This window comes from Mesorhizobium sp. M0001 (genome assembly GCF_040324255.1).
Taxonomy (GTDB): Bacteria; Pseudomonadota; Alphaproteobacteria; order Rhizobiales; family Rhizobiaceae; genus Mesorhizobium.
Genome location: NZ_JAMYVS010000012.1, coordinates 105,822 through 127,806 on the forward strand (window position 1 = coordinate 105,822; position 21,985 = coordinate 127,806).

20 protein-coding genes are annotated in these 21,985 nt (G+C 64.4%); 14 read left to right on the forward strand and 6 right to left on the reverse strand.

Annotation, left to right across the window (positions count from 1 at the left end):
- Positions 1–120: 120 nt before the first annotated feature.
- Both NKK50_RS26215 and NKK50_RS26220 read left to right on the forward strand, forming a co-directional pair.
- Positions 121–750, forward strand: coding sequence for a glutathione S-transferase family protein (locus NKK50_RS26215; RefSeq protein WP_352544056.1), 630 nt, complete (start codon positions 121–123; stop codon positions 748–750).
- A gap of 149 nt (positions 751–899) precedes the next feature.
- Positions 900–1,133 (forward strand): hypothetical protein, encoded by a 234-nt coding sequence (locus tag NKK50_RS26220; protein WP_081726147.1) that lies wholly within the window; start codon positions 900–902, stop codon positions 1,131–1,133.
- A 67-nt stretch (positions 1,134–1,200) separates the two neighbouring features.
- On the opposite strand, the gene NKK50_RS26225 is transcribed toward NKK50_RS26220, so the two are convergent.
- The 6 genes from NKK50_RS26225 to NKK50_RS26250 form a co-directional block, all read right to left on the reverse strand.
- Positions 1,201–1,698 carry a GNAT family N-acetyltransferase gene (locus tag NKK50_RS26225; RefSeq protein ID WP_023685888.1) on the reverse strand — a complete coding sequence of 166 codons (498 nt, stop codon included), beginning with the start codon at positions 1,696–1,698 and terminating at the stop codon, positions 1,201–1,203.
- Positions 1,699–1,709: 11 nt separating this feature from the next.
- Complete coding sequence (locus NKK50_RS26230; protein ID WP_023693787.1) at positions 1,710–2,726, reverse strand: ABC transporter permease; 1,017 nt, start codon at positions 2,724–2,726, stop codon at positions 1,710–1,712.
- Positions 2,723–4,354, reverse strand: a complete 1,632-nt coding sequence (locus NKK50_RS26235; protein ID WP_502896568.1) for a sugar ABC transporter ATP-binding protein — start codon at positions 4,352–4,354, stop codon at positions 2,723–2,725. The genes NKK50_RS26230 and NKK50_RS26235 overlap by 4 nt, the downstream gene beginning before the upstream one ends.
- A 171-nt stretch (positions 4,355–4,525) precedes the next feature.
- Complete coding sequence (locus NKK50_RS26240) at positions 4,526–5,473, reverse strand: substrate-binding domain-containing protein (RefSeq protein WP_023673481.1); 948 nt, start codon at positions 5,471–5,473, stop codon at positions 4,526–4,528.
- Positions 5,474–5,879: 406 nt separating this feature from the next.
- On the reverse strand, positions 5,880–6,887 hold the full coding sequence (locus tag NKK50_RS26245; protein ID WP_352544058.1) for an aldo/keto reductase: 1,008 nt from the start codon (positions 6,885–6,887) through the stop codon (positions 5,880–5,882).
- On the reverse strand, positions 6,884–7,240 hold the full coding sequence (locus tag NKK50_RS26250; protein WP_155921580.1) for a hypothetical protein: 357 nt from the start codon (positions 7,238–7,240) through the stop codon (positions 6,884–6,886). The genes NKK50_RS26245 and NKK50_RS26250 overlap by 4 nt, the downstream gene beginning before the upstream one ends.
- Positions 7,241–7,285: 45 nt before the next feature.
- Between NKK50_RS26250 and NKK50_RS26255 the strand changes: the two genes are divergently transcribed.
- The 12 genes from NKK50_RS26255 to NKK50_RS26310 form a co-directional block, all read left to right on the forward strand.
- Positions 7,286–7,510, forward strand: coding sequence for a hypothetical protein (locus NKK50_RS26255; RefSeq protein WP_023673483.1), 225 nt, complete (start codon positions 7,286–7,288; stop codon positions 7,508–7,510).
- A 117-nt stretch (positions 7,511–7,627) separates the two neighbouring features.
- The gene (gene ligD, locus NKK50_RS26260) at positions 7,628–10,120 is read left to right on the forward strand and encodes a DNA ligase D (RefSeq protein WP_352544059.1); all 2,493 of its coding nucleotides are present in this window, start codon (positions 7,628–7,630) and stop codon (positions 10,118–10,120) included.
- A gap of 394 nt (positions 10,121–10,514) precedes the next feature.
- Positions 10,515–11,420, forward strand: coding sequence for a non-homologous end joining protein Ku (gene ku, locus NKK50_RS26265; RefSeq protein WP_352544060.1), 906 nt, complete (start codon positions 10,515–10,517; stop codon positions 11,418–11,420).
- Complete coding sequence (locus NKK50_RS26270; RefSeq protein ID WP_023699156.1) at positions 11,417–12,544, forward strand: tetratricopeptide repeat protein; 1,128 nt, start codon at positions 11,417–11,419, stop codon at positions 12,542–12,544. Before ku ends, NKK50_RS26270 begins: the two co-directional genes overlap by 4 nt.
- Before the next feature lie 206 nt (positions 12,545–12,750).
- A complete protein-coding gene (locus NKK50_RS26275; protein WP_023834501.1) occupies positions 12,751–13,395 on the forward strand; it encodes an alpha/beta hydrolase family protein in 645 nt (214 codons plus the stop codon).
- A 7-nt stretch (positions 13,396–13,402) separates the two neighbouring features.
- A complete protein-coding gene (locus tag NKK50_RS26280; protein ID WP_023727066.1) occupies positions 13,403–14,173 on the forward strand; it encodes an exodeoxyribonuclease III in 771 nt (256 codons plus the stop codon).
- 106 nt (positions 14,174–14,279) lie between these two features.
- The gene (locus NKK50_RS26285; RefSeq protein WP_023834500.1) at positions 14,280–15,851 is read left to right on the forward strand and encodes a WD40 repeat domain-containing protein; all 1,572 of its coding nucleotides are present in this window, start codon (positions 14,280–14,282) and stop codon (positions 15,849–15,851) included.
- Between the two features lie 80 nt (positions 15,852–15,931).
- On the forward strand, positions 15,932–17,962 hold the full coding sequence (locus tag NKK50_RS26290) for an SEL1-like repeat protein (RefSeq protein ID WP_155923582.1): 2,031 nt from the start codon (positions 15,932–15,934) through the stop codon (positions 17,960–17,962).
- A 99-nt stretch (positions 17,963–18,061) separates the two neighbouring features.
- Complete coding sequence (locus NKK50_RS26295; RefSeq protein WP_023834498.1) at positions 18,062–20,071, forward strand: amidase; 2,010 nt, start codon at positions 18,062–18,064, stop codon at positions 20,069–20,071.
- A 79-nt stretch (positions 20,072–20,150) separates the two neighbouring features.
- Entirely contained in the window at positions 20,151–20,687 is a 537-nt protein-coding gene (locus tag NKK50_RS26300) for a cysteine hydrolase family protein (RefSeq protein ID WP_023747809.1), read from the forward strand.
- Positions 20,688–20,718: 31 nt separating this feature from the next.
- Positions 20,719–21,183 (forward strand): GFA family protein, encoded by a 465-nt coding sequence (locus NKK50_RS26305; RefSeq protein ID WP_352544061.1) that lies wholly within the window; start codon positions 20,719–20,721, stop codon positions 21,181–21,183.
- 183 nt (positions 21,184–21,366) lie between these two features.
- On the forward strand, positions 21,367–21,985 hold a 619-nt coding region (locus NKK50_RS26310; RefSeq protein ID WP_502902426.1), incomplete at its 3' end, for a transposase.

Below are 21,985 nucleotides of genomic sequence, written 5' to 3' on the forward strand. Positions count from 1 at the left end.
GTCAATAAAACTTTACATGCGTATAGTTTATCTGTTTTCGCGCGTACACATTGCAGGATTCGGGTGGCTGGTATCGTGGCACCGTGCAAATCAGGCGTCGACCCCAGCGAAAGGACAGCCATGCTCACGCTTCATGATTATTTGCCGTCGCAAAACGGTTGGAAGGCGAGGGTCGTGCTCGGCCTGCTCAACATCCCCTATGAAAGCCGCCTGGTGTCGATTTTCGAGGGCGAGAGCCACACCGACGCCTTCCTGAAGCTCAACCCGGCCGGCGCCGTTCCTGTGCTCGAACTCGAGGATGGCCGTGCAATCGCCGAATCGAATGCGATCCTCATTTATCTCGCCGAAGGCACGCCCTTGCTGCCGGCGGATCGCTATGTCAGCGCGAAAATTATGCAATGGCTGTTCTTCGAACAGTACCATGTCGAGCCGGTCATCGGCTCCCTGCGCTTCTGGACGCTGGCCGGAAGGCTGGAGCGCAACCAGGCGATGGTTCCGGCCAAGCGCGAAGCCGGCGCCCGCACGCTGGCAGCGCTGGAGCGCAGCCTGAACGACACGCCGTTCCTTGTCGGCGACACGCTCACCATCGCCGACATTGCTGTCTATGCCTACGGCCACCGTGCCGAAGATTGCGGCTTTGCGCTGGCGGCTTATCCGGCGGTCCTCGCCTGGACGGACCGGGTGCGCGACGCCATCGGTCCCGGCTATCCCGTGCATCTCTACAGCATCGATCCGCACTCGGCTGCTTGACGGCAAAAGGCGCGCGCGTTCACCTTGCTTAGTCGAAAAGAAGACCCAGATTCTGCTTTGTCGGCGGTTTTTACTCGCAATCCGTTGGCTGGATGGCCGGGTCTCGGCGTCATCTCGACGACCGGCCGGCACTTAGCATGGAGGTGACCATGACACGCAACGACATCATTTCGGTGTTGGGGCCGGTAGACGAGGCGGTCATAGCCGACATCGCGCTGACCGGCGCCACCCTTGAAGAACTGCGCGAGGCGTTCGCCTGGCTCAGTGCCGACGAGGCGCTGGTCAACGAGGGTCGCCCCTTGCCGGGAACGAAGGTGGCGCGGCTGATCGAAATCCTCGATATGCCGGACGACGAGGACGGCCACCAGGCGGTGGCGCAGTAGGCCGTAGGCGTAGGGTATCGGTCTGCGCCACCTTATTCCCCTATTCCCTACGGCCTATTCCATTCCCTTACGCCCTCGACAGCAGCCGGCGCATGATCAGCGAGGCGTGGCCGCCAACGCCGTGCGCGGCCGTGTGGCGCTCGACCACTTCGAAACCGTGCTTGCGATAGAAGGCGATCGCCCGGTCGTTGCCCTCGATCACTTCCAGCGCAATGCTGGGGATGCCGGCATGCGCGACAAGCACCGCGTGCAGCAGGTCGGTGGCGAGCCCGCTGCCGAACTCTGTCTTGTCGATGTGCAGCCGGTCGAGCAGGACATCGCCACGATCGTCCATCGCCGCCATCGCGTAGCCGGCGATCGAACCGTCCGGCCGTTCGGCCACGAACGACATCTTGTTGTCGTCCGCAAGTTCCTCGGCCAGCCGCTCGGGCGCATGCTTGTCGTCGGAGAGCCGCGCAGTGGTCTCTGGCCCCATTATTGCCGAATAGGTGCGCCGCCAGGATTCCCCCAACAGCCGCGACACCGCCGCTATATCTTTCTCGGTCATCGCCCTGATCTGAACCATGGCCTAAATCCTCACCGCCTCACCCGCGACTTCAGCCAACGATCGAAGGCCACGGCCAGGATCAGGATCAGGCCAATGACGATGCTTTGCGTGTAGGACGAGACATTGTTGAACTGCAGCCCGTTCTGCAGCACGCCGATCAGTGCAGCGCCCACCACCGTGCCGCCGACCGAGCCGATGCCACCGAATAGCGAGGTGCCGCCGATGACGACGGCGGAAATCACCGTAAGTTCGTAACCGATCCCGGCCACGGCTTCGGAGGAGTTGAGCCGTGCTGACAAAACGAAGGCCGCCAGCCCGGCGAAGAAGCCGACGATGACATAGACCGAGATCAGAATGCGGTCGACGCGCAGGCCCGACAGGCGTGCGGCCTCGGCATTGCCGCCGACGGCATAGACGGCGCGGCCATAGCGCGTATAGCGCAGCACGATGTGGCACAGGATGGCCGCCGCCGCGAAGATGATCGCCGGCACCGGCACCGGTCCGATGAGCCCGGTGCCGAACCAGCGCATCGAGGCGTCGAAACCGGAGATCGGTCCGCCATTGGAGATGGTCAGCGTCAGGCCGCGAAACACGGTGAGCCCACCCAGCGTGACGACGAAGGGCGGCACTTTCAGCCGGGTGATGGCAAAGCCCTGGACGCCGCCGGCCAGCGCCCCGACGGTGACGGCGGCAAGCAAGGCGGCGAACCAGCCATAGCCTTGCGTGCCCGTGGTCGACAGCGACAGCGTGTTGGCGGTGCCGCCCTTGGCCACCACCGCGGCCACCATGCCGCAGAAGGCGAGCAGTGAGCCGACCGACAGGTCGATGCCGGCAGTGAGGATGACGAAGGTCATGCCGAGCGCGATCAGCCCGGTGATCGAGATCTGCCTCAAAATGTTGAACAGGTTGATTGGATCGATGAAGCTCGGCTTCAGCACGGTGAAGATGACGATCAACACCGCCAGGAACATCAGCGGCCCAAAACTCATCAGAAGCCGCGCGATGTTGATGCCGCTGCGCTGGGTCTGTTCGGTGGTGCTGGTCATTGCGTTGCGTCCTGCTTGCGGTCGAGCGCCATCAGTTCCATCAGTTTTTCCTCGGTCGCTTCGATGCCCGGCATTTCGCCAGTGATACGGCCGCGCCGCATCGTAACGATGCGATCCGACACTGCCAGCACCTCCGGCAGCTCCGACGAGATCATCATGATGGCGATGCCGCGCGCAGCCAACTGGACCAGGATCTGGTGCACTTCGGCCTTGGCGCCGACATCGACGCCGCGCGTCGGCTCGTCGACGATCAGTACTTTCGGGTCGCGCGCCAGCCAGCGGGCCAGGATCACCTTTTGCTGATTGCCGCCGGACAGGCCCTCGATCGCCTGCTCGGGAGAGGCCATGCGGATCGACAGTGCCTTGCGATAGCCGGCCAGCGCCTCGCGCTCGCGCCGTTCGGCCATGAAGCCGGCGCCATTGCTGTAGCGGCCGAGCGAGGCGATGGAGAAATTGTTGAGAATGCCAAGTGCTGCAAAAATCGCCTGGTGCTTGCGGTCTTCCGGCACCAGCCCGATGCCGAGTTTGATGGCGTCGGCGGGGGAGGCCGGGGCGATCGGCTTGCCGTCCAGCGTGATATTACCCGCCGCGATGCGGTCGGCGCCGAAAATGGCGCGGGCAAGCTCGGTGCGGCCGGAACCGACGAGACCGGCAACGCCGAGGATTTCGCCGGCCTTCACATCGAGGTCGACGCCTTCGAGCACGATGGCGTGCGGCGCCAGCGGATCGCGCACCGTTCGCAAGCCTCGCACCGAGAGCCGGACCTCGCCGGCGACGTCGCGCTGCGTCGGCCGCGCGTAGAGTTCGGAGGCGGCGCGGCCGACCATCTTCTCGATGATCTTCGGGATCTGGATCGGCTGGCCGTCACGGTCGAGATGACCGGCCAGCCTGCCATCCCGCAGCACGGTCATGCGGTCGCAAATGGCGGACGCTTCCTCCAGCCGGTGGGTGACGAACATGATGGCGACACCGTCCTTGCGCAGCCTGTCCATGATCGACATCAGTTTCTGCACCTCGGTCTCGGTCAGCGCCGAGGTCGGCTCGTCCATGATGATCAGGCGGCTTTCCAGCGACAGAGCGCGGGCGATTTCGACCAGCTGCTGTTCGGCTACCGACAGCGAGGACACCGGCGTCGCCGGATCGATGTCGAGACCGACGCGGGCGATGATCGCGCGCGAGGCGTCCTCCATCCTGCGCCAGCTGACCAGCCCGAGCGGCCCGAGCGGCGCGCGGCCGATGAAAATGTTTTCCGCAACCGTCAGCGTCGGGATCAGGCTCAGTTCCTGATAGATGGTGACGATGCCATGCCGCTTCGCATCCTGCGGACTGGACGGCGCGTAGTCGGCGCCGTCGAAGACGATGCGGCCGCTTGACGGCGGCATCACGCCGGACAGGATTTTCAACAGCGTCGACTTGCCGGCGCCGTTCTCGCCGAGCAGGCCAAGGATCTCACTGGGCCGCACCTCGAGCGAAACGTCGATGAGCGCGGTGACGCCGGAAAAATGCTTGGTCACGCCTTCGACGGAAAGGAGCGGGGGCGATGATGCGGTGGGTTCAACGGCGGACAAGCATTGCTCCCGGATTGCGATAGGCAGCGGGACAGCGCCCCCCTCTGTCCTGCCGGACATCTCCCCCACACGGGGGGAGATCAGCAGTTTTGCCGGCAGCACTATTTCTATAACGTTGGCGATTGGCGAAAGCAGACGTGACGGCCAATCTCCCCCCAAGTGAGGGCGATGTCCGGCAGGACAGAGGGGGGCGCGACAGAGCGCGACCTCCACCCGTCATGGGCCCTACTTTCACTTCGTCTCGTTCAACCTCTCCGCCTTGTCGAGATTGTCCTTGCCGATGACGATCGGCGTCAACAGCACCAGCTTCTCCTTCGGCTCGGTCTTGTCCCTGGCGAAGGCGACCGCGATCTGCACCGCCTTGCGCGACTGTTCGCCGGGGAACTGCTCGACCGTGCCGGCGAGCTTGCCGTCGCGCACGGCGACCAGCGCTTCCGGCAGCGCGTCGAAGCCGTAGATCTTGACGTCGGTGAAGTTGCGCGCGGCACAGGCTTCGAGCGCGCCGAGCGCCATGTCGTCATTGGCGCAGATGATGGCGTCCGGCTTGCCGTTGGCGGCAAGCCCGGCCTCGGTCACCGACAGCGCTTCGGCGCGGGCGAAATTAGCGGTCTGCTCGAAGATGATCTGGTACTTGTCCTTGAGCGGATCGAGCACATTGTGGACGCCTTTGTTGCGGTCGATCGCGGGCCCGGCACCCGGCTGGCCCTGCAAATGGAACAGCTTGGCGCCGTTCGGGAACGCCGCCACCATGGCCTGCGCCTCGGCTTCGCCACCCTTGACGTTGTCGGCGCCGACATGGGCGAGAATGCCCTCGACGCCGTCGACGCGGCGGTCGATCGTCACCACCGGAACGCCGGCCTTGACCGCTTCCTCGATCGCCGGCGCCAGCGCGTTGACGTCAAGCGGCGAAATCACGATGGCGTTGACCTTCTGCACGAGTGCGGCCTCGATGTCGGCGGTCTGCTTCGGCGCCGAGTTCTGGCCGTCGCTCTCGGTCAGGTTGACGCCTTGCGCCTGCGCCTCCGCCTTGATCTCGTTCAGCATGTGCACAAAGAACGGAAAGCCGAGATTGGGCACCGAGCCCAATATGGTCAGTTTGTCGGCGGCAAAGGCCATGGGCGCGGCCAGCGCCATGGCGCCGGTCGCCACGGTCGACAACAGGAATTCGCGTCTGTTCATCAGATATCCTCCACATGAACGCAGGAGCCCGAAACCGGGAGCGGCTCGGGACGGTCCTTGCGTCAATTCAAAAATGGAGTGTCCTGTGAACGCCCCGAGGGGACGCGAGGCGCTCCAGCCGGTCCGCCGCAACGTTCTCCTCCGCACGGCGCCGACCCGAGGATGCTAGCCAAGGAAAATCGATTACGCAAGGTGAGGCGAGGGGCTGAAACTGCTAATCTCCCCCCTTGTGGGGGAGATGTCCGGCAGGACAGAGGGGGGCGCTGTCCCGCCGACATTGGCCAATTTCACTTACATCTTTGAGCTAACCTCTACGCAGAATACTTGATGCGGGCGATCCTTCGCGCCCCCTCTGCCTTGCCAGGCATCTCCCCCACGAGGGGGGAGATTGGCAGCTTAGACGCCTCTACCTGTCGATCGTCGTCATCACCCGCTCATTGTAGCGCGGCCCTGAGACCTTGCCCGGCGCAAGGGCTGCATCGAGCGCAGCTATCTCGGCCGCGTCGAGCGTGATCGCGGCCGCAGCAACATTTTCTTCGAGATACTTGCGCCGCTTTGTCCCCGGGATCGGCACGATGTCAATGCCGAAACCGTCGCCCTTGCCGAGCACCCAGGCCAGCGCGATCTGTGCGGGCTTTGCCCCTTTGGCCGCGGCCACCTCCTGCACCGCAGCCGTAGCCGCGATATTAGCGTCGTAGTTGGCGCCCTGGTAGCGGGGGTCGCCGCGGCGGAAATCGCCTTCCGGATAATCCTCGGCGCGCTTGACGTCGCCGGCGAGGAAACCGCGGCCGAGCGGCGCGAACGGCACCAGGCCGATGCCGAGCTTTTTGAGCAGCGGGATGATCTCCGGCTCCAGATTGCGCTCCCAAAGCGAATACTCGCTCTGCAGCGCCGAGACAGGGTGCACGGCATGCGCACGGCCGATATTCGCCGCGCCCGCTTCCGACAGGCCGAAGAAGCGCACCTTGCCATCGGCAACCAGCCGGCCGACCGTGCCGGCGACGTCTTCCATCGGCACCGCCGGATCGACGCGATGCTGGTAGTAAAGGTCGATATGGTCGGTGCCGAGCCGCTTCAGCGAGCCCTCCAGCGCCTCGCGGATATGGTCGGGCCGGCTGTCACGCTCCGTGCCGACCTGTCTGCCGTTTTCGATGCGGAAGCCGAATTTGGTGGCAAGGGTCACCTCATCGCGCCGGCCCTTCAGCGCCCGCCCGAGCAGTTCTTCATTGGCATAGGCGCCGTAGACTTCCGCCGTGTCGAGGAAGGTACAGCCGAGTTCGATGGCTCGGTGCAGGGTGGCGATCGATTCCGCCTCGTCGGCAGGGCCGTAGGACTGGCTCATGCCCATGCAGCCGAGGCCGATCACCGAGACCTGCAGCCCCTGGCTGCCGAGTTTGCGGGTGCTGAGGGTCATTGCCGTTCTCCTTGGGGCTGAGGAAAACTATAGCGGCCGCTCCTCCAGTTTCCATAGCTGTTCGGCGGAAGAACAGCGCTTCCCTTGACAAAACCCAGCCGCAAGCGCCTTTGCCGGCGGCCATTGGGGGCCATGGGATACCAATGAAGAAGATCTACGAGAAGCCGACGCTGAACCGGCGTCAGCAGCTCTCGCGCGTCACCGCGCTCATAATTCCTTCGGACCACTAACCGAATATTGTCGTCGCCATTGCAAAGTCCGCTGCCGAGGCGCAGCGGTTTTTTGCTGCCGTCGGATCGTAGCGCTGCCAGAAGCAGGCGGTCAAAATTGACAGAGCGGCCGATCTCCAGCATCCTTATGCCGCCGCCATGTCTTGCGGTCTTGTGTATGAGTGAGCCATGGCCAGTTCCGTCACCAGCCAGAATTCCAAGCGCGCCGCGGTGCGCAAGGCGCTCGACCGCCACAAGGTCTACGTCACCGCGCAAAGCTTTTCCGGCGGCGTCTACTCGGCCCGCGTGCTGGTCGACGGCGAGGCCTACTGGGTCGACGAGTTCCGGCTGAGCCAGCTCCAGCAAGGGCTGTCCCCGGCCGAGCTAGACCTGACGCCCGCCTCAGACGATTGAGCGTGATCTCCACATTCTTCGCACCGCGCTGGGAAATTTGAAATGTTGGCGGGACAGCACTGTGCAGGAACGCGGCGCCGGAAAGGTTCGTCCGCCGCCGCCGCTCCCGCCTGACCCATGCCAACCCCGCCAACACTCAAGGCCTATCGCGCCAAGCGCGAATTTACGAAGACGCCGGAACCGGCGGGCGGGCTCATTTCAGGCGACGGCAACCGCTTCGTCGTCCACAAGCATCACGCCACCGCCGACCATTACGATTTGCGCCTGCAGGTCGGCGGCGTGCTGAAAAGCTGGGCGGTGCCGCGCGGGCCCTCGCTCAACCCGGCCGACAAGCGGCTCGCAGTCGAGACCGAGGACCATCCGCTCGAATATATCGACTTCGAGGGCGTCATTCCCGAAGGCGAATATGGCGGCGGGCCGATGATCGTCTGGGACACCGGCACCTGGGCACCGATGGACGATGTCGACAAGAGCCTGCCCACCGGCGCCTTCAAGTTCCGGCTGGCCGGCGACAAGTTGAATGGCGGCTGGATGCTGACCCGTCTGAAGCCCAAGCCCGGCGAAGACAGCGAGAAGAAAAACTGGCTGCTGTTCAAGGAGCGCGATCTCGCCGCCGATACCGGCCTCGACATCTTGGAAGCGCGGCCGGAAAGCGTGAAGTCCGGCAAGCGGATCGAGGAGCTGGTGGCGCCGCCGAAGAAGCCGGCCCGCCTGCCGCCCAAACCCGGCGCGCTGAAACCCGGCGCGCTGCCCGGCGCTGTCAGGGGCGATCCGCCGTCGCGCATCGAGCCGCAGCTCGCCACGCAGGTGCCGAAGCCACCGGGTGGGCCAGTGGAAGACACAGGTGAACTCTGGTTGCACGAAATAAAATTCGACGGCTACCGTACCATGGCGCATATCGCCGATGGCGAGGTCAGGCTGATCACCCGCGGCGGCATCGACTGGACGAAGCGTTACGGCGACCTGCCGCAAGCCTTTTCCCGGCTACCGCTCAGCCAGGCGATCATCGACGGCGAGATCATGGTGCTGGACGAGAAGGGCATCTCGCGTTTCGCGCTGCTGCAGGATGCGCTGTCGGCGGGTGCGGGCAGCAAGCTCCATTTCTATGCCTTCGACCTGCTGCATCTCGACGGCTGGGACCTCCGCAAGGCGCCGCTCGCAAACCGCAAGGCCCTGCTCGCCGAACTGCTAGCCGGGCAGGGCGCCAACTCCGCCATCCAGCTGAGCGACCATGTCGAAGGCGACGGACAGGGGCTGTACGATCAGGCCTCGATCCTTGGGCTGGAAGGCGTCGTCTCCAAGCGCGCCAACGCCATCTACCAGAGCGGCCGCACGAAGAGCTGGACCAAGGTCAAAGCGCTTGAGACCGGCGATTTCATCATCGCCGGCTACACCGTTTCCGACGCGGCCGAAGGACTGGCGGCAATCGGCATGGCTGAATTCGCGGATGGTGAACTGCACTATCGCGGCAAGGTTGGCACCGGCTTCGATGCCGCGACGGCGGGCGACTTGCTGGCCCGGCTGCAGCCGCTGCGCGACGGCGCGACAGCACCCGAGGGTGTGCCGCGCGAGATCATGCGCGAGATGAAATGGGTGCGGCCGATGCTGTCGGCCCGCATCCACTACGCCAACCGAACGGCGGACAATTCGCTGCGCCACGGTGTGTTTCGGGGCTTGCGCGATGTCGGCCTGTCGACGCCGGTGTCGCCGAAGCGCAAGCGGCTGATCGCCGAAGCCGATCTCGCAACCATCTGGGTGACCAATCCGGAGCGGCGGCTGTTCGGCAAGACCGGACCGACCAAACTCGACATCGCCGTCTATTACGCGCTGGTCGGCGATTTCATGCTGCCGCACATTATGGGCCGCCCGGTGTCGCTGGTGCGCTGCCCGACGGGCCTGCCGAAGGACTGTTTCTTCCAGCGCCACGCCTTCACCGGCATGCCGCCGTCGGTGGCCACTTTTGACGCCACCAACTTCGAAGGTGAAACCAAATCCTATCTGTCGGTCGAGGGAGCAAAAGGCTATCTGGCACTCGCGCAGTTCGGCGTAGTTGAGTTCCACACCTGGGGCACGCATCGCTTGAGCCTCGACAAGCCCGACCAGATCGTTTTCGATCTCGATCCGGGTGAGGGCATCGCCTGGCGCGAGGTGGTCGAGGCCGCCGTCCACATCAAGGGCGAATTGGAGCGGTTCGGCCTGGTGCCGTTCGCCAAGACATCCGGCGGCAGCGGCATCCACATAACCGTGCCGGTGACGCAAAAGCAGTACTGGAAGAAGCTGCACCAGGCGACCAGCGCCATCTCCACGCACCTGGCGGCCACCGCGCCCGACACTTTCACCACCACAATGGGCAAGGAAAACCGCAAGCGCCGCATCTTCATCGACTATCACCGCAACGCGCGCGGCCACACCTCCGCGGCGCCTTATTCGCTGCGCGCCCGCACCAACCTGCCGGCGTCGACGCCGGTGAGCTGGAGCGACCTTGAGACGATCGATGCGCCGCAGGATCTGAACTATTCCTCGCTGCCGGGGTTGTTGGCGACCTCGGGCGACCCCTGGGCGGACATGGAGGATTTCGCGAGGGATTTGCCGATGTTTTCGGGGAGGTAGATCGGGAGGTATTGGCGATCCGGCACCCCCCCTCTGTCCTGCCGGACATCTCCCCCGCAAGGGGGGAGATCGGCAACTTTGCCGACGGCACTTTTCCTGCAACGTCGGCGATTGGCGAAGGCGATGCCGACATCCAATCTCCCCCCTTGCGGGGGAGATGGCCGGCAGGCCAGAGGGGGGTGCTGTCCCACGGGCATAGCCTGTGTCCTCCAAGTCCATCGACGCTTCGGATAATTTGAATTATTCTCGACCTTGGACCTCCAAGGCGACTGGAAGATTTCGCTAGGGATTTGCCTGTATCGTGCGGGGTCGGTGTAGGATTTCCTCGGCGCCAATCGTCCTACGGACGAAAGCGCTGCAGTGTTGTCAGTGCGTGGCCGCGTAGGAGAGTATCATGGCGCCCAGGGCAAGTTGGAAAGGTTACCTCAAGCTCAGCCTCGTCAGCTGTCCGGTCCGGCTCTATCCGGCAACGACGACCAGCGAGCGCATATCGTTCAACCAATTGCACAAGAAGACCCACAACCGCATCAACATGAAGCCGGTCGACCCTGAACTCGGCCTCGTCGAGCGCGCGGACTTGGTCAAGGGTTACGAATACGAGGACAAGCAGTACATCATCATCGATGAGGCCGACCTCGAAGCAGTGCGCATCGAATCCAATCACACGATGAACATCGAGGCCTTCGTCGACGAAGACGAGGTTGACGTCATCTATCAAGATGCGCCGTACTATATGGCGCCGGATGGCGCCATGGCGGAAGAAACCTTCGCCGTGCTGCGCGAGGCAATGCGCAAATCCGGCAAGCTGGCCATTGCCCGCCTTGTCCTGTCCAGCCGCGAGCGCGTGGTGACGATCGGCGCGCGCGAGAACGGCATGTTCGTGTGTACGTTGAGGAACCCGAACGAAGTGCGCGGCACGGCTGAATATTTCGGCAACATCCCGGCCGGCAAGCCGGATCCCGAAATGCTGCAATTGGCCGAAGCGCTGATCAAGCAGAAGGAAACCACCTTCGATCCGAAGAATTATGAGGACCGCTACGAGATCGCGCTGATGACGATGATCCGCGAGAAACTGAAGGGCCATAAGCCGATCATTGCGGCGGCGCCCGAGCGTGGCAATGTCATCAACCTCATGGACGCGTTGAAGGCGAGCCTGTCGCAATCAGCCAAGCCGCCGGCCAAGTCGAAGAGCAAGACCGACGACGCTGAAAAACCTGCCGCCAAAGGTAAGGCGGGTGCGGCCAAGGAAAACCCGTTGAAGGCCAATCTGCTCAAGGCCGTCGGCAAGAGCAAGGGGTGACGGCGCCGACCGGTATAATCCCGGGCGCCGTCTTCGGCGCCATCGGCGCGCTGGCGGCATTTCCGCTGCGGCTCGCGGCCCGTGAGGTGGAGCGTCAGCACGGCCAGTTGCGGCGCGGCGTCACCAGGCGCACCAGCCATGTTGTGTTCGGCCGAACGCTGATCGCCAAGGCCGGCACGGCGAAGGGCGGCGATGCCGAGATCGAGCGCCGGGTTGCAGCCGAGGGCTCCGCTGGCCGAACACTCCTTAGCGAAAATGGCTTCCTGCGCCTGCTTGGTCTGATGAAGGCGCCGGAGGCGTCTTCGCTGTCCAGGCAGTCTCTCGTCGACCAGTCCAGACTGTCCGGTGCCGACCTCGACCTGCTCAGCCTGTTCGACGCCTTCGAGCACGATTGTGAACCCTACTCGTTCCGCGATCTGATCCTTGCCCGCAAATATGCCGGGCTGGTCGCCGGCGGTGCATCCTGGGGCGCGATCGCGCGCTCCGTGCATCGCTCCGGTCCGGTCGCTTCGCTCACCGCCAAATCGCTCAATGTCGGCTCGCAGCATGGCCGGCCCGATCAGATCTATCTCGAGGATGGCCAGAGCGAACTCGACGGCCAGCTGCTGTTCGATCTCGGCAGCGCAAGCGCAGCCGGCGACGACACGCTGGAAGAATTGTTCGCCGAGGCTGAAAGCGCGGAAGAGGAGGGCCGGCACGACGATGCCGCGGCGCTCTACCAACGCTGCCTCAGCATCGATCCGAGCGACGCCATCGCCGCGTTCAACCGCGCCAATTGCTTGCGTGGCGCCGGTCGCGTGGCCGACGCGGCGCATGACTATGCAAGAGCGATCAAGCTCGATCCGGCGTTCGTCGAGGCCTGGTTCAACCTCGCCGGGCTGATGAGCGACGAAGGCAAGATCGCCTCGGCGCGCCGGCATCTGGTCAAGGCCATCGCGCTCGACAAGAGCTACGCCGATCCGGTGTTCAACCTTGCCCGGCTGGAGTTCGACGCCGGCAATCTGACCGAAGCCCGCCGCCACTGGGTGCGCTATCTCGAACTCGATGCTGACAGCGAATGGGCGCGCACTGCGCAAAAGGGGATACAGTTCGTCGATCTGCAGCTGGCGCGGACGGCGGGGTGAGATGTTGGCGCGCGAGCACCCCCCTCTGGCCTGCCGGCCATCTCCCCCTCAAGGGGGGAGATTGGGTGTCGCCATCGCTTTCGCCAATCGCTATCGTCGCGAGGTCCGTGAGGCGCTGAAACTGCCAATCTCCCCCCTTGAGGGGGAGATGTCCGGCAGGACAGAGGGGGGGCGAAGGAACTCGGCCTTTACCGGCAGCGCACCCCATGACCACCTTCCTCTTCGACGGCTTTGACACAGCCCCCCTCACCATCCTGCTGGCCCACGGCGCCGGCGCGTCGATGGATTCCCCCTCGATGACCGACACCGCCAAGGCGCTCGCCACAGCCGGCTTCCAGGTTGCGCGCTTCGAATTCCACTATATGGCGGCGCGACGCTATGGCCAGCGCAAGCCGCCGCCGCGCGCCGAGACGGTCAACCCGGAATACATCAAGGCCATCGCCGATCTGAGGGCGAGGGGCGTCGCTGGTCCGCTCATCATCGGCGGCAAGTCGATGGGCGGGCGCGTCGCCTCGATGGTCGCCGACGAGATGTTCGCCAAGGGCGAGATTTCGGGCCTCGTCTGCCTCGGCTATCCCTTTCATCCGCCGGCCAAGCCCGAGCAACTCAGGACAAAACATCTCGCCGACCTCAAGACGCCGACGCTGATCTTCCAGGGCACCCGCGACGAGTTCGGCACGAAAGAAGAGGTCGCGACCTACGGCCTTTCCAAAGCCATCGAGGTGATCTGGCTGGAGGATGGCGACCACGACCTGAAGCCGCGCAAGAGCGTGTCGGGGTTTTCGACCGCCGATCATTTGAAGACGCTGGCCGGGACGGTGAAGGCGTGGACAGGGCGGATCGTTTCCTGATCGCCAAATGAAAATCGCCACCTTCAATATCAACAACGTCAACAGCCGGCTGCAAAACCTGCTGGCGTGGCTGGCGGCAGCCAAGCCCGATGTCGTCTGCCTGCAGGAGCTGAAGGCGCGCGACCTGCAGTTTCCGCGCACGGCACTGGCCGACGCCGGCTATGGCGCGGTGTGGAAGGGCGAGCCGACCTGGAACGGCGTAGCCATACTGGCGCGAGGAGCCGAGCCGGTGCTGACCCGTGACGAACTGCCCGGCGATACCGCCGACAAGCAGAGCCGCTACATCGAGGCGGCGGTGTCGGGCGTCGTCATCGCCTGTCTCTACGCGCCCAACGGTAACCCGCAGCCGGGGCCGAAATTCCAGTACAAGCTGGCGTGGCACGCGCGGCTGGAGGCGCATGCCGCAGAACTGTTCGACACCGGCCTGCCGGTGGCGCTGGTCGGCGACTACAACATCGTGCCCGAGCCGCGCGACATCTACGCCACCCGCTCCTATGACGACAACGCGCTGGTGCAGCCGGAAAGCCGGGCGTCGTTCCAGCGTCTGCTCGAGCAGGGCTGGACCGATGCGCTCCGCAAGAAGCATCCGAAGGAAACGCTCTACACATTCTGGGATTATCGCCGCAACCGCTGGCCGCGCGATGCCGGGCTGCGGCTCGACCACATCTTGCTGTCGAAGAAACTGGCGCGCCGCCTCACCGCTGCCGGCATCGACCGCGATGTCAGAGGTGAGGACGGCGCCAGCGACCACGCGCCGGTATGGGTCGAATTGAAGTGAATTTGGCTGCGTGATCGCGCCCACTTTCGTGGGCGCAGTTTTGCGCTATTTGTTTCGCTGCGGCGGCCGCATGATGAGCAAGGTGCGGCACCGGAGGGGGAGTCCGATGGACAGGTTGGCCGAAAGGCTGTTTGCGCTTCCGCTGCTGGCGGCCGCTTTGGCTTGTCTGGTGCGGGCGTATCTGCTGCTCGGCGACAGAGATTTCAGCTGGAGCGGGATCGACCACATGCTGCACGGCCCAGCCACGCTGCGACCGGTGGTGTTCCTGACCGTCGGCGGGCTTTGCCTGCTTGGCGCCCTGTTGTTCTGGGCCGGACTGCTGCCGGGTCGGCGAAGCCAGCCTGCTGGAACGCCGCTTTTTGGCCGCGACGCTGAGATGGAATCCAAGGGTCGCCCGGGCTGGCGGCGCGCCTTCCTCATGTTGCCGGTGCTCGCCGTGTTGGCGCTGCTGGCCGACCACTTCCCTTGGGCGCGTGACGCCGGCCCGGGCGCTGAGGTCGTCGCCCCGAGAGAGCCCAAAGCCGAGCCGAAGGGCCAGGATATCGCCGGCGTCCCACCGGACCTGGCGACGCCGGCGGTTCCACCGAGTTCGCCGCCGCTCGCCACGCCTCCCGAGCCAACCCCGCCTGAGCAGGCTGCCAAACCGCCGGAACCGGCGCAGCCTACGCCTCCAACTGCTCCCCCTCGGCCGCCACAAGTCGCACTCGCTCCGGCGACACCGCCACCGCAAACCGTCGCGCCGTTGCCGCCGCCTCCGCCGGCGCTGCCGACCGAGCCCGACGGCCATCGCGACGCCGTCGTCTGGCTCGCCGTCTCGGCCGATGGCCGCGACATCATGAGCGCCAGCACCGACCATATGATCAAGCTCTGGGACATCGCCGGCAAGCGGCTGATCCGCAACCTTGGTGAACACAAGGACATGGCGCGCACGGCGCTGTTCATGCCCGACGGCGCAACCGCGCTGACCGCCGGCGACGATGGCGAGATCGTGCTGCGAAAGCTTGCCGACGGCGCGGTGCTGCATGTCTTCTCGTCGGGCGCGAATGGCGGCGTGCGCAAGCTGGCGATCAGCCCGGACGGCAAGCGCGCCGTCAGTGGCCACGACACCGGCAACGTCATCGTCTGGGATCTCGTCAACAAATCGGTGCTGCATGTGATGACCGGACATGACTGGCCGATCAGCACGGTCGCAATCTCGCCCGACGGCACGCGCGCGCTCAGCGGCTCCATCGACGGCACGCTGAAATTCTGGGACGTCGAAAGCGGCAAGCAATTGCGAAGCTGGCACGGCCACGAGCAGGGCACTTACGGCGCTGTCTTCACCGCCGACGGCCATCATGTCGTCACCGGCAGCGGCGACTACACGATCAAGCTCTGGGACCTCGACACGTTTAGGGAATTGCGCCGCTTCGAGGGTCACGAAGGCACCGTCTATACGCTGGCGCTGTCGGCCGACGGCAAGCGCTTGGCCTCCGGCTCGCTCGACGGCACGGCGCGGCTGTGGGATGTCGGCACCGGCTGCCAGACCGCCATGTTCGACAGCCGCACCGGCCCGATCTACGCCGTTGCCTTCGCCACCGACGGCACGCTGCTCACCGGCGGCGACGATCGCACCATCAGGGATTGGCCGGCGGCTGGCGGCGATGGCGAGATCCTCTTTGCCGGCGCGGCGCAGTAGCGACATCAAATGCTTTGGATATTCCAGAACAGCCTGGCTTGCGCTATGAATTACTGGTGGCTGCAAATGGATTGGGGACCGTGAGCAACAACGACTGGGCGCCCAAAGTGGATACACCTGTCTACAGCCCGCCCACGTCGCGTCGCCGAGGGGTCCTTACCGTCGTTCTGGTGTTGCTGGCGGCTTTTGTGCTGCTCGGGCCTGGCCGAAATTACTATGTGCAGTGGTCAGCGGCACAAAAGGGTGCAGCGGCTCTCCAGGCAAAGGATTATGCCGAGGTATTCCGTCAAATGAAGATCATGGCGGACGCTGGCAATGTTGACGCAAAAGGCCAGCTTGGTGCGCTGTACTGGCGCGGGGAGGGCGTGGCTCAGAACGACAGCCAGGCGGTGTATTGGTGGAAGAAATCCGCCGATGGCGGCAATGCGGAAGCCATAGCAGCACTGGGTCAGGCCTACCTTATGGGCAGGGGCGTTGAAAAGGACAGTCGGCTTGCCGAGAGTTTCTCACGAAAGGCCGCCGATAAAGACAACATGAATGGGCAGTACCAGCTCGGCGTGTTGTACTGGCAGGGCCAAGGGGTCGCGCAAAGTTATGAGCAGGCGCTCTATTGGTGGCGCAAGGCGGCCGATCAGGGGAGCGGGGAGGCTGAATATTCTCTCGGCCAAGTCTATTTAAATGGCCAAGGGGTCGAAAGAAACGATCAACTGGCGTTGAAGTTTTCCAGGCAATCAGCCGACAAGGGCAATGCGAACGCTCAGTACGCCCTCGGCGTCCTGTATGCGCAGGGTCGGGGTGTTGCGCAAAGCTTCGAGCAGGCTGCCTCATGGTGGCGCAAGGCGGCTGACCAAGGAAGCCTGGAGGCCGCTTTCTGTCTCGGACGCGCCTACTATCTTAACCAAGGCGTCAAGAAGGATGATAAGGCCGCCATAGTGTGGGTGAAAAAGGCAGCCGATCTGGGTGAGCCGAATGCCCAGGCTTTGCTGGGCACTTTGTACTCGCGGGGCCACGGCGTTGAGCAGGATGACCGCCTTGCGTTCGGGTGGTGGATGAAGGCCGCAACCACCGGTCTGACAGAAGCGCAATACGCGGTGGCGGCCGCTTATGGCCAGGGAAAAGGTACCCCTAGGGACGACGGCCAGGCGTTTGCGTGGATGAGCAAAGCCGCCAATCAGGGCTTTGTGTTCGCCCAGTCGAATCTGGGCGGATATTATTCGATGGGCCAAGGCGTCGAGAAGAGCGCCGAGCAGGCGGTCTATTGGTGGCGCAAGGCCGCGGAAGCGGGGAATGCCGAAGCCGGTGCCAATCTGGCCCGGGCGTATTCGCTCGGCGAAGGCGTGGGACGGGACGATGCGTTGGCCGCGACTTGGGCGCAAAAGGCGTCCGACGGGCGAAACGCCGACGCTCAATATATGCTTGGTATCCTCTACAGCCAGGGCCGCGGCGTTGCGCAAGACAATGATCTGGCCTTCCGATGGTGGATGAAGGCTGCTGTCCAAGGCCATGTGGTAGCGCAGTATAATGTCGGGGTCGTGTATCGGGACGGGCAGGGCGTCGGGAAGGATGAAAGGCAGGCATTCGAGTGGCTGAGCAAGGCTGCCGACAAGGACAATGACCTTGCGCAGTTCGCTCTCGGTGGACTGTATTGGGATGGTCTAGGAGTAACGAAGGACCCCGTTCAGGCGGCAAGGCTCTGGCGCAAAGCCGCCGACCAGCGCAATGCATTCGCGCAGAAAGCGCTCGGCACAGCCTATTCCGAGGGTGCTGGCGTTGCGCAAAGCAGTGCGGATGCGGCGGGCTGGTGGCTCAAGGCGGCGCGGCAGGGAAATGTCGATGCTCAGCTCGCCTTAGCGTATGCCTCGGCCAACGGCGTGGGCATTGCCAGAGACGACAAGGCTGCCGAGTCCTGGTGGCTGGAAGCCGCAAAGGCCGGCAGCGTCGATGCCGAGTTCAGTCTGGGCTCGCTCTACTACCGCGGCGTCGATGGGAAACCAAACTACAAGGAAGCCGCCAAATGGTTCTTCAAGGCGGCAGGCCACGGCAGTTCCGGAGCCAAGACCTATCTCGACCTGATGAAGGAAAACGGCCAGCTCGACAGCAAGATGCTGTGAGCCGAGTGCATAAGCGTCGCCGTCACGCCTTTCGTTTGCGGCGTGACACTCGCATCGCACGATGCGAAGACTCATTTGCCGCTGCATCTCGAGAACCCCATGCCCAACCTCCAGCCCGTCGAAGCCTCGATCGCCGACCTGCGCCGCGCGCTGGAGGCCGGCACCGTCACCAGCGTCGAGCTGGTCGGCGCGTATTTCAGGCGCATCGCGCACTACGACCGCCATGGCATTGCGCTCAATGCCGTGCCGGTGCTTAACCCGGCAATGTTCGAGGAGGCGGCGGCGTCCGACCTGCGGCGGCGCAATGGCGCCACCCTCGGGCCGCTCGACGGCATCCCCTACACCGCCAAGGACAGCTATAAGGTGAAGGGCCTGACGGTGGCCGCCGGCTCGCCCGCCTTCGAGCATCTCGTCGCCAACGAGGACGCTTTCACCATTGCCAGGCTGAGGGCCGGTGGTGCTGTGCTGATCGGGCTGACCAACATGCCGCCTATGGCCAATGGCGGCATGCAGCGTGGCGTCTATGGCCGCGCCGAGAGCCCCTACAATGCAGATTACCTGACCGCCGCCTTCGCTTCCGGCTCGTCCAACGGTTCCGGCACCGCGACCGCTGCGAGCTTTGCCGCTTTCGGGCTGGGCGAGGAGACATGGTCTTCCGGCCGCGCGCCGGCGTCCAACAATGCACTTGTCGCCTACACGCCGTCGCGCGGCGTCATTTCGGTCAGGGGCAACTGGCCGCTGGTGCCGACCATGGATGTGGTGGTGCCGCACACGCGCGGCATCGCCGACATGCTGGAGCTGCTCGACGTGATCGTCGCCGACGATACCGAGACGCGCGGCGATTTCTGGCGCGCGCAGCCCTGGGTGTCGATCGCGAAAAGCGCTGATCTCAGGCCGCCAAGCTACACTACACTCGCCTTGGAGTGCTCGTTGAAAGGCAAACGCCTCGGCGTGCCGAAAATGTATATCGGCCGCGACGGCGGCGCGCTCAAACCCATCGAGACCCGCGCCTCGGTGCTCGACCTCTGGCGGCAGGCAGCGCGTGACTTGGAAAAGCTCGGCGCGGAGGTGGTCGAGGTCGATTTCCCCGTCGTCTCGAACTATGAGCGCGACCGTCCGGGCACAAAAACCATGGTCGAACGCGGGCTGGTGCCGGAAGCATTCGCCGAGCGCGAAATCTGGGATCTCTGCATCTGGGGCTGGGACGATTTCCTGCGCGCAAATGCCGACCCGGCCATCCCCGACCTGGCCACGGTCGACGGGCCAAAAATCTTCCCGCGGCCGCCGGGCGCGCTGCCGGACCGCTATGGCGACGACGGTTTCGATCTGGCGGACTATGTCACACGCGCCAAACAGGGCGTGACGCCATTGCTGGATATTCCAAGGCTGGCGGAAGGTCTGAAGGGATTGGAGGCGACGCGGCGCATCGACTTCGAGGACTGGCTGGACGAGCACAGGCTCGACGCCGTCGTGCTGCCGGCGGTCGCCGATGTCGGCCCGGCCGATGCCGACGTCAACCAGACCTCTGCAGAAATCGCCTGGCGCAACGGCACCTGGGTCGCCAATGGCAATCTGGTGTGGCGTCATCTCGGCATTCCGACCGTCACCGTGCCTATGGGAACGATGGCCGATATCGGCATGCCGGTCGGGCTGACCTTTGCGGGCAAGGCCTATGATGATGCGGAGTTGCTGCGGCTAGCCGGCGATTACGAGCGCGCCACCCAACGCCGCACCAGCCCGCCGCGCACGCCGGAATTGCCGGACGATGCGTTTGCGGGGCGGCCTGGTGGATTGCGGGCCAGCGATGCGCCGGCGCCGAGGCTTACGCTTGTTGCCGAGACGACGCGGCGAGGAGACCAGGCCGAGATCGCCGTGACGGTTGAACTCGATGCGGAGACCGCTGGCGTCAAGGTTCACGTCAATGGCGAACCGGTCGCTCTGCGGCGCAGCGGCACAAGCTTTCACGGTCGCATCCTGGTGCCCGCCGGCGAGCACGAAAGAATGCACAGTGTGTGGCGAGGCGCTTACGGCTCGATCGTTACGGCCGTCATCCGGCTGGAGGATGGACGCACGGCTGGTGCTTACGTGGTCGCGGGTGGAATCGGGTGAGGTACATGTAATCTCCCCAAGGGGGAGATCAGCAGCTTCGCCGTCTTGACCCTCCCATCGCCCGCGTTATCTTCGCGCCATGCCAAACCTCGCTCCCCTCATCGTCATCGACCTCCAGACCAACATGTTCGACGGTCGCGTCGAGCCGCCGATCCACGATGCGCCTGGCATAGCCGAGCGTACCTGCTCGCTGATCGACTGGGCGCGGCGCGAGGGGCGCAAGGTTGCTTTCGTCAGGCATGACGGGCCGGCCGGCGATCCGCTGGCGCCCGGCGAGCCGGGTTGGCCGGTATGGCCGGAACTCGGCCAGGCCAAGGACGAGCCGACATTCTCCAAGACCGTCCGCAACGCCTTCTCGAATGCCGAGCTTGGCGCCTGGGTGGCCGGGCAAGGGGTCGGCGAAGTCGTGCTTGCCGGAGCGCAAACCGATTTCTGCATCGCCGGCACCGTTGAGGGCGCCCTGGCCGAAGGCTTCGGCGTCACTGTCGTTTCCGATGCGCACTCGACGCTGGACACTGAAGGCGAAACCGCGACCGAGATCATCGCCCGGTACAATGCGGACTTCACCGATGCCGGCGTCACGCTGGTGACGACGAAGGCGCTGACCGGCGACTGAAGCACCGCGCTTCGAAGAGTGGGAGACTGCCGTGCCAACCCTGAAATTGCCGGCCGAAGGCGGATGCCGCTGCGGACGTGTGCGGCTAAAGATTTCCGCAAAACCGCTTTTGACCATGGCTTGCCATTGCATCGGCTGCCAGCGCATGTCGGCCAGCGCCTATTCACTGAGCGCCGCCATTCCCTCGGACGGCTTCGAAATCATGCAAGGCGTGCCGGTGATCGGCGGGGTGCACGGCGCCTCGCGTCATTACTTCTGCCCACATTGCATGAGCTGGATGTTCACGCGCCCCGAAGGGCTCGACTGGTTCGTCAATCTGCGTCCGACCATGCTCGACGAGCCCGGCTGGTTCACGCCGTTCATCGAGACATGGACCAGCGAGAAGCTGCCTTGGGCAACCACGCCTGCGGTGCACAGTTACGAGGCGCTGCCGGCCTTCGAGGAATATGAGGGGCTGGTGGCTGAGTTCGGTGAAACCGCGAATCTCCCCCCTTGAGGGGGAGATGGCCGGCAGGCCAGAGGGGGTCGCATCGCGTGAAGCGCCAACCTCCATCTGCCGCACGAGGCCGAGCCTAGTCGAACCGACCCCCTCTGTAGCCTTCGGCGACATCTCCCCCTCGAGGGCATAGGCGCTAAGATAGGTATTGCCCTGCGGAATCGGGTGTGATTCTACACTGCGATGACACACGAATCGCTTGTTGATGACGGCTGGGCCGAGACGATTGAGCTTCTGGGCGGCGAAGAGTTGATCGCAGCAAGTGCCCGCGAGACGAAGGCGTTCCTGCGCCCGCGCGGCGTCAGGTCGGCGAGCGACCTGTTGCGCCTGACACTGGCTTACTGCCTTGGCAAGGTTGGCCTGCGGGGCGTCGTGGCCTGGGCGGCGGCGAGCGGGATAGCCGACATTTCGGACGTGGCGTTGCTCGGCCGGCTGCGCAATGCAGGACCATGGCTGCAGCAGTTGATTGGGCACCTTTTGAAGCGCGAGGATGCAGGTTTGGCCAAAGGCCGGCTGATCCGCATCCTCGATGCGACAGCGGTTGCCAAGGCCGGTGCGTATGAGAAGAAGAACAATGGTCTTTGGCGCATGCACTGCGCCTTCGAGCTTGAGCGCGAGCAGTTCGACTTCATCGAGATCACCGATCAGAGCGAGGCCGAGTTGATCGACCGCGTGCCGGTGGTGCCGGGCGAGATCCGTATCGGTGACCGCGCCTATCTGCAGGCCGAGCGGATCGCCAAGGTGATGGCGCAAGGCGGCGATGTTGTTGTGCGCGCGTCGTGGAAAAACGCGCGATGGCTCG

Coding starts and splice junctions, on each gene's coding strand:
- NKK50_RS26215 (WP_352544056.1), top strand. CDS start 121: ATGCTCACGCTTCATGATTATTTGCCGTCGCAAAACGGTTGGAAGGCG.
- NKK50_RS26220 (WP_081726147.1), top strand. CDS start 900: ATGACACGCAACGACATCATTTCGGTGTTGGGGCCGGTAGACGAGGCG.
- NKK50_RS26225 (WP_023685888.1), bottom strand. CDS start 1,698: ATGGTTCAGATCAGGGCGATGACCGAGAAAGATATAGCGGCGGTGTCG.
- NKK50_RS26230 (WP_023693787.1), bottom strand. CDS start 2,726: ATGACCAGCACCACCGAACAGACCCAGCGCAGCGGCATCAACATCGCG.
- NKK50_RS26235 (WP_502896568.1), bottom strand. CDS start 4,354: ATGTCCGGCAGGACAGAGGGGGGCGCTGTCCCGCTGCCTATCGCAATC.
- NKK50_RS26240 (WP_023673481.1), bottom strand. CDS start 5,473: ATGAACAGACGCGAATTCCTGTTGTCGACCGTGGCGACCGGCGCCATG.
- NKK50_RS26245 (WP_352544058.1), bottom strand. CDS start 6,887: ATGACCCTCAGCACCCGCAAACTCGGCAGCCAGGGGCTGCAGGTCTCG.
- NKK50_RS26250 (WP_155921580.1), bottom strand. CDS start 7,240: ATGCTGGAGATCGGCCGCTCTGTCAATTTTGACCGCCTGCTTCTGGCA.
- NKK50_RS26255 (WP_023673483.1), top strand. CDS start 7,286: ATGGCCAGTTCCGTCACCAGCCAGAATTCCAAGCGCGCCGCGGTGCGC.
- ligD (WP_352544059.1), top strand. CDS start 7,628: ATGCCAACCCCGCCAACACTCAAGGCCTATCGCGCCAAGCGCGAATTT.
- ku (WP_352544060.1), top strand. CDS start 10,515: ATGGCGCCCAGGGCAAGTTGGAAAGGTTACCTCAAGCTCAGCCTCGTC.
- NKK50_RS26275 (WP_023834501.1), top strand. CDS start 12,751: ATGACCACCTTCCTCTTCGACGGCTTTGACACAGCCCCCCTCACCATC.
- NKK50_RS26280 (WP_023727066.1), top strand. CDS start 13,403: ATGAAAATCGCCACCTTCAATATCAACAACGTCAACAGCCGGCTGCAA.
- NKK50_RS26285 (WP_023834500.1), top strand. CDS start 14,280: ATGGACAGGTTGGCCGAAAGGCTGTTTGCGCTTCCGCTGCTGGCGGCC.
- NKK50_RS26295 (WP_023834498.1), top strand. CDS start 18,062: ATGCCCAACCTCCAGCCCGTCGAAGCCTCGATCGCCGACCTGCGCCGC.
- NKK50_RS26300 (WP_023747809.1), top strand. CDS start 20,151: ATGCCAAACCTCGCTCCCCTCATCGTCATCGACCTCCAGACCAACATG.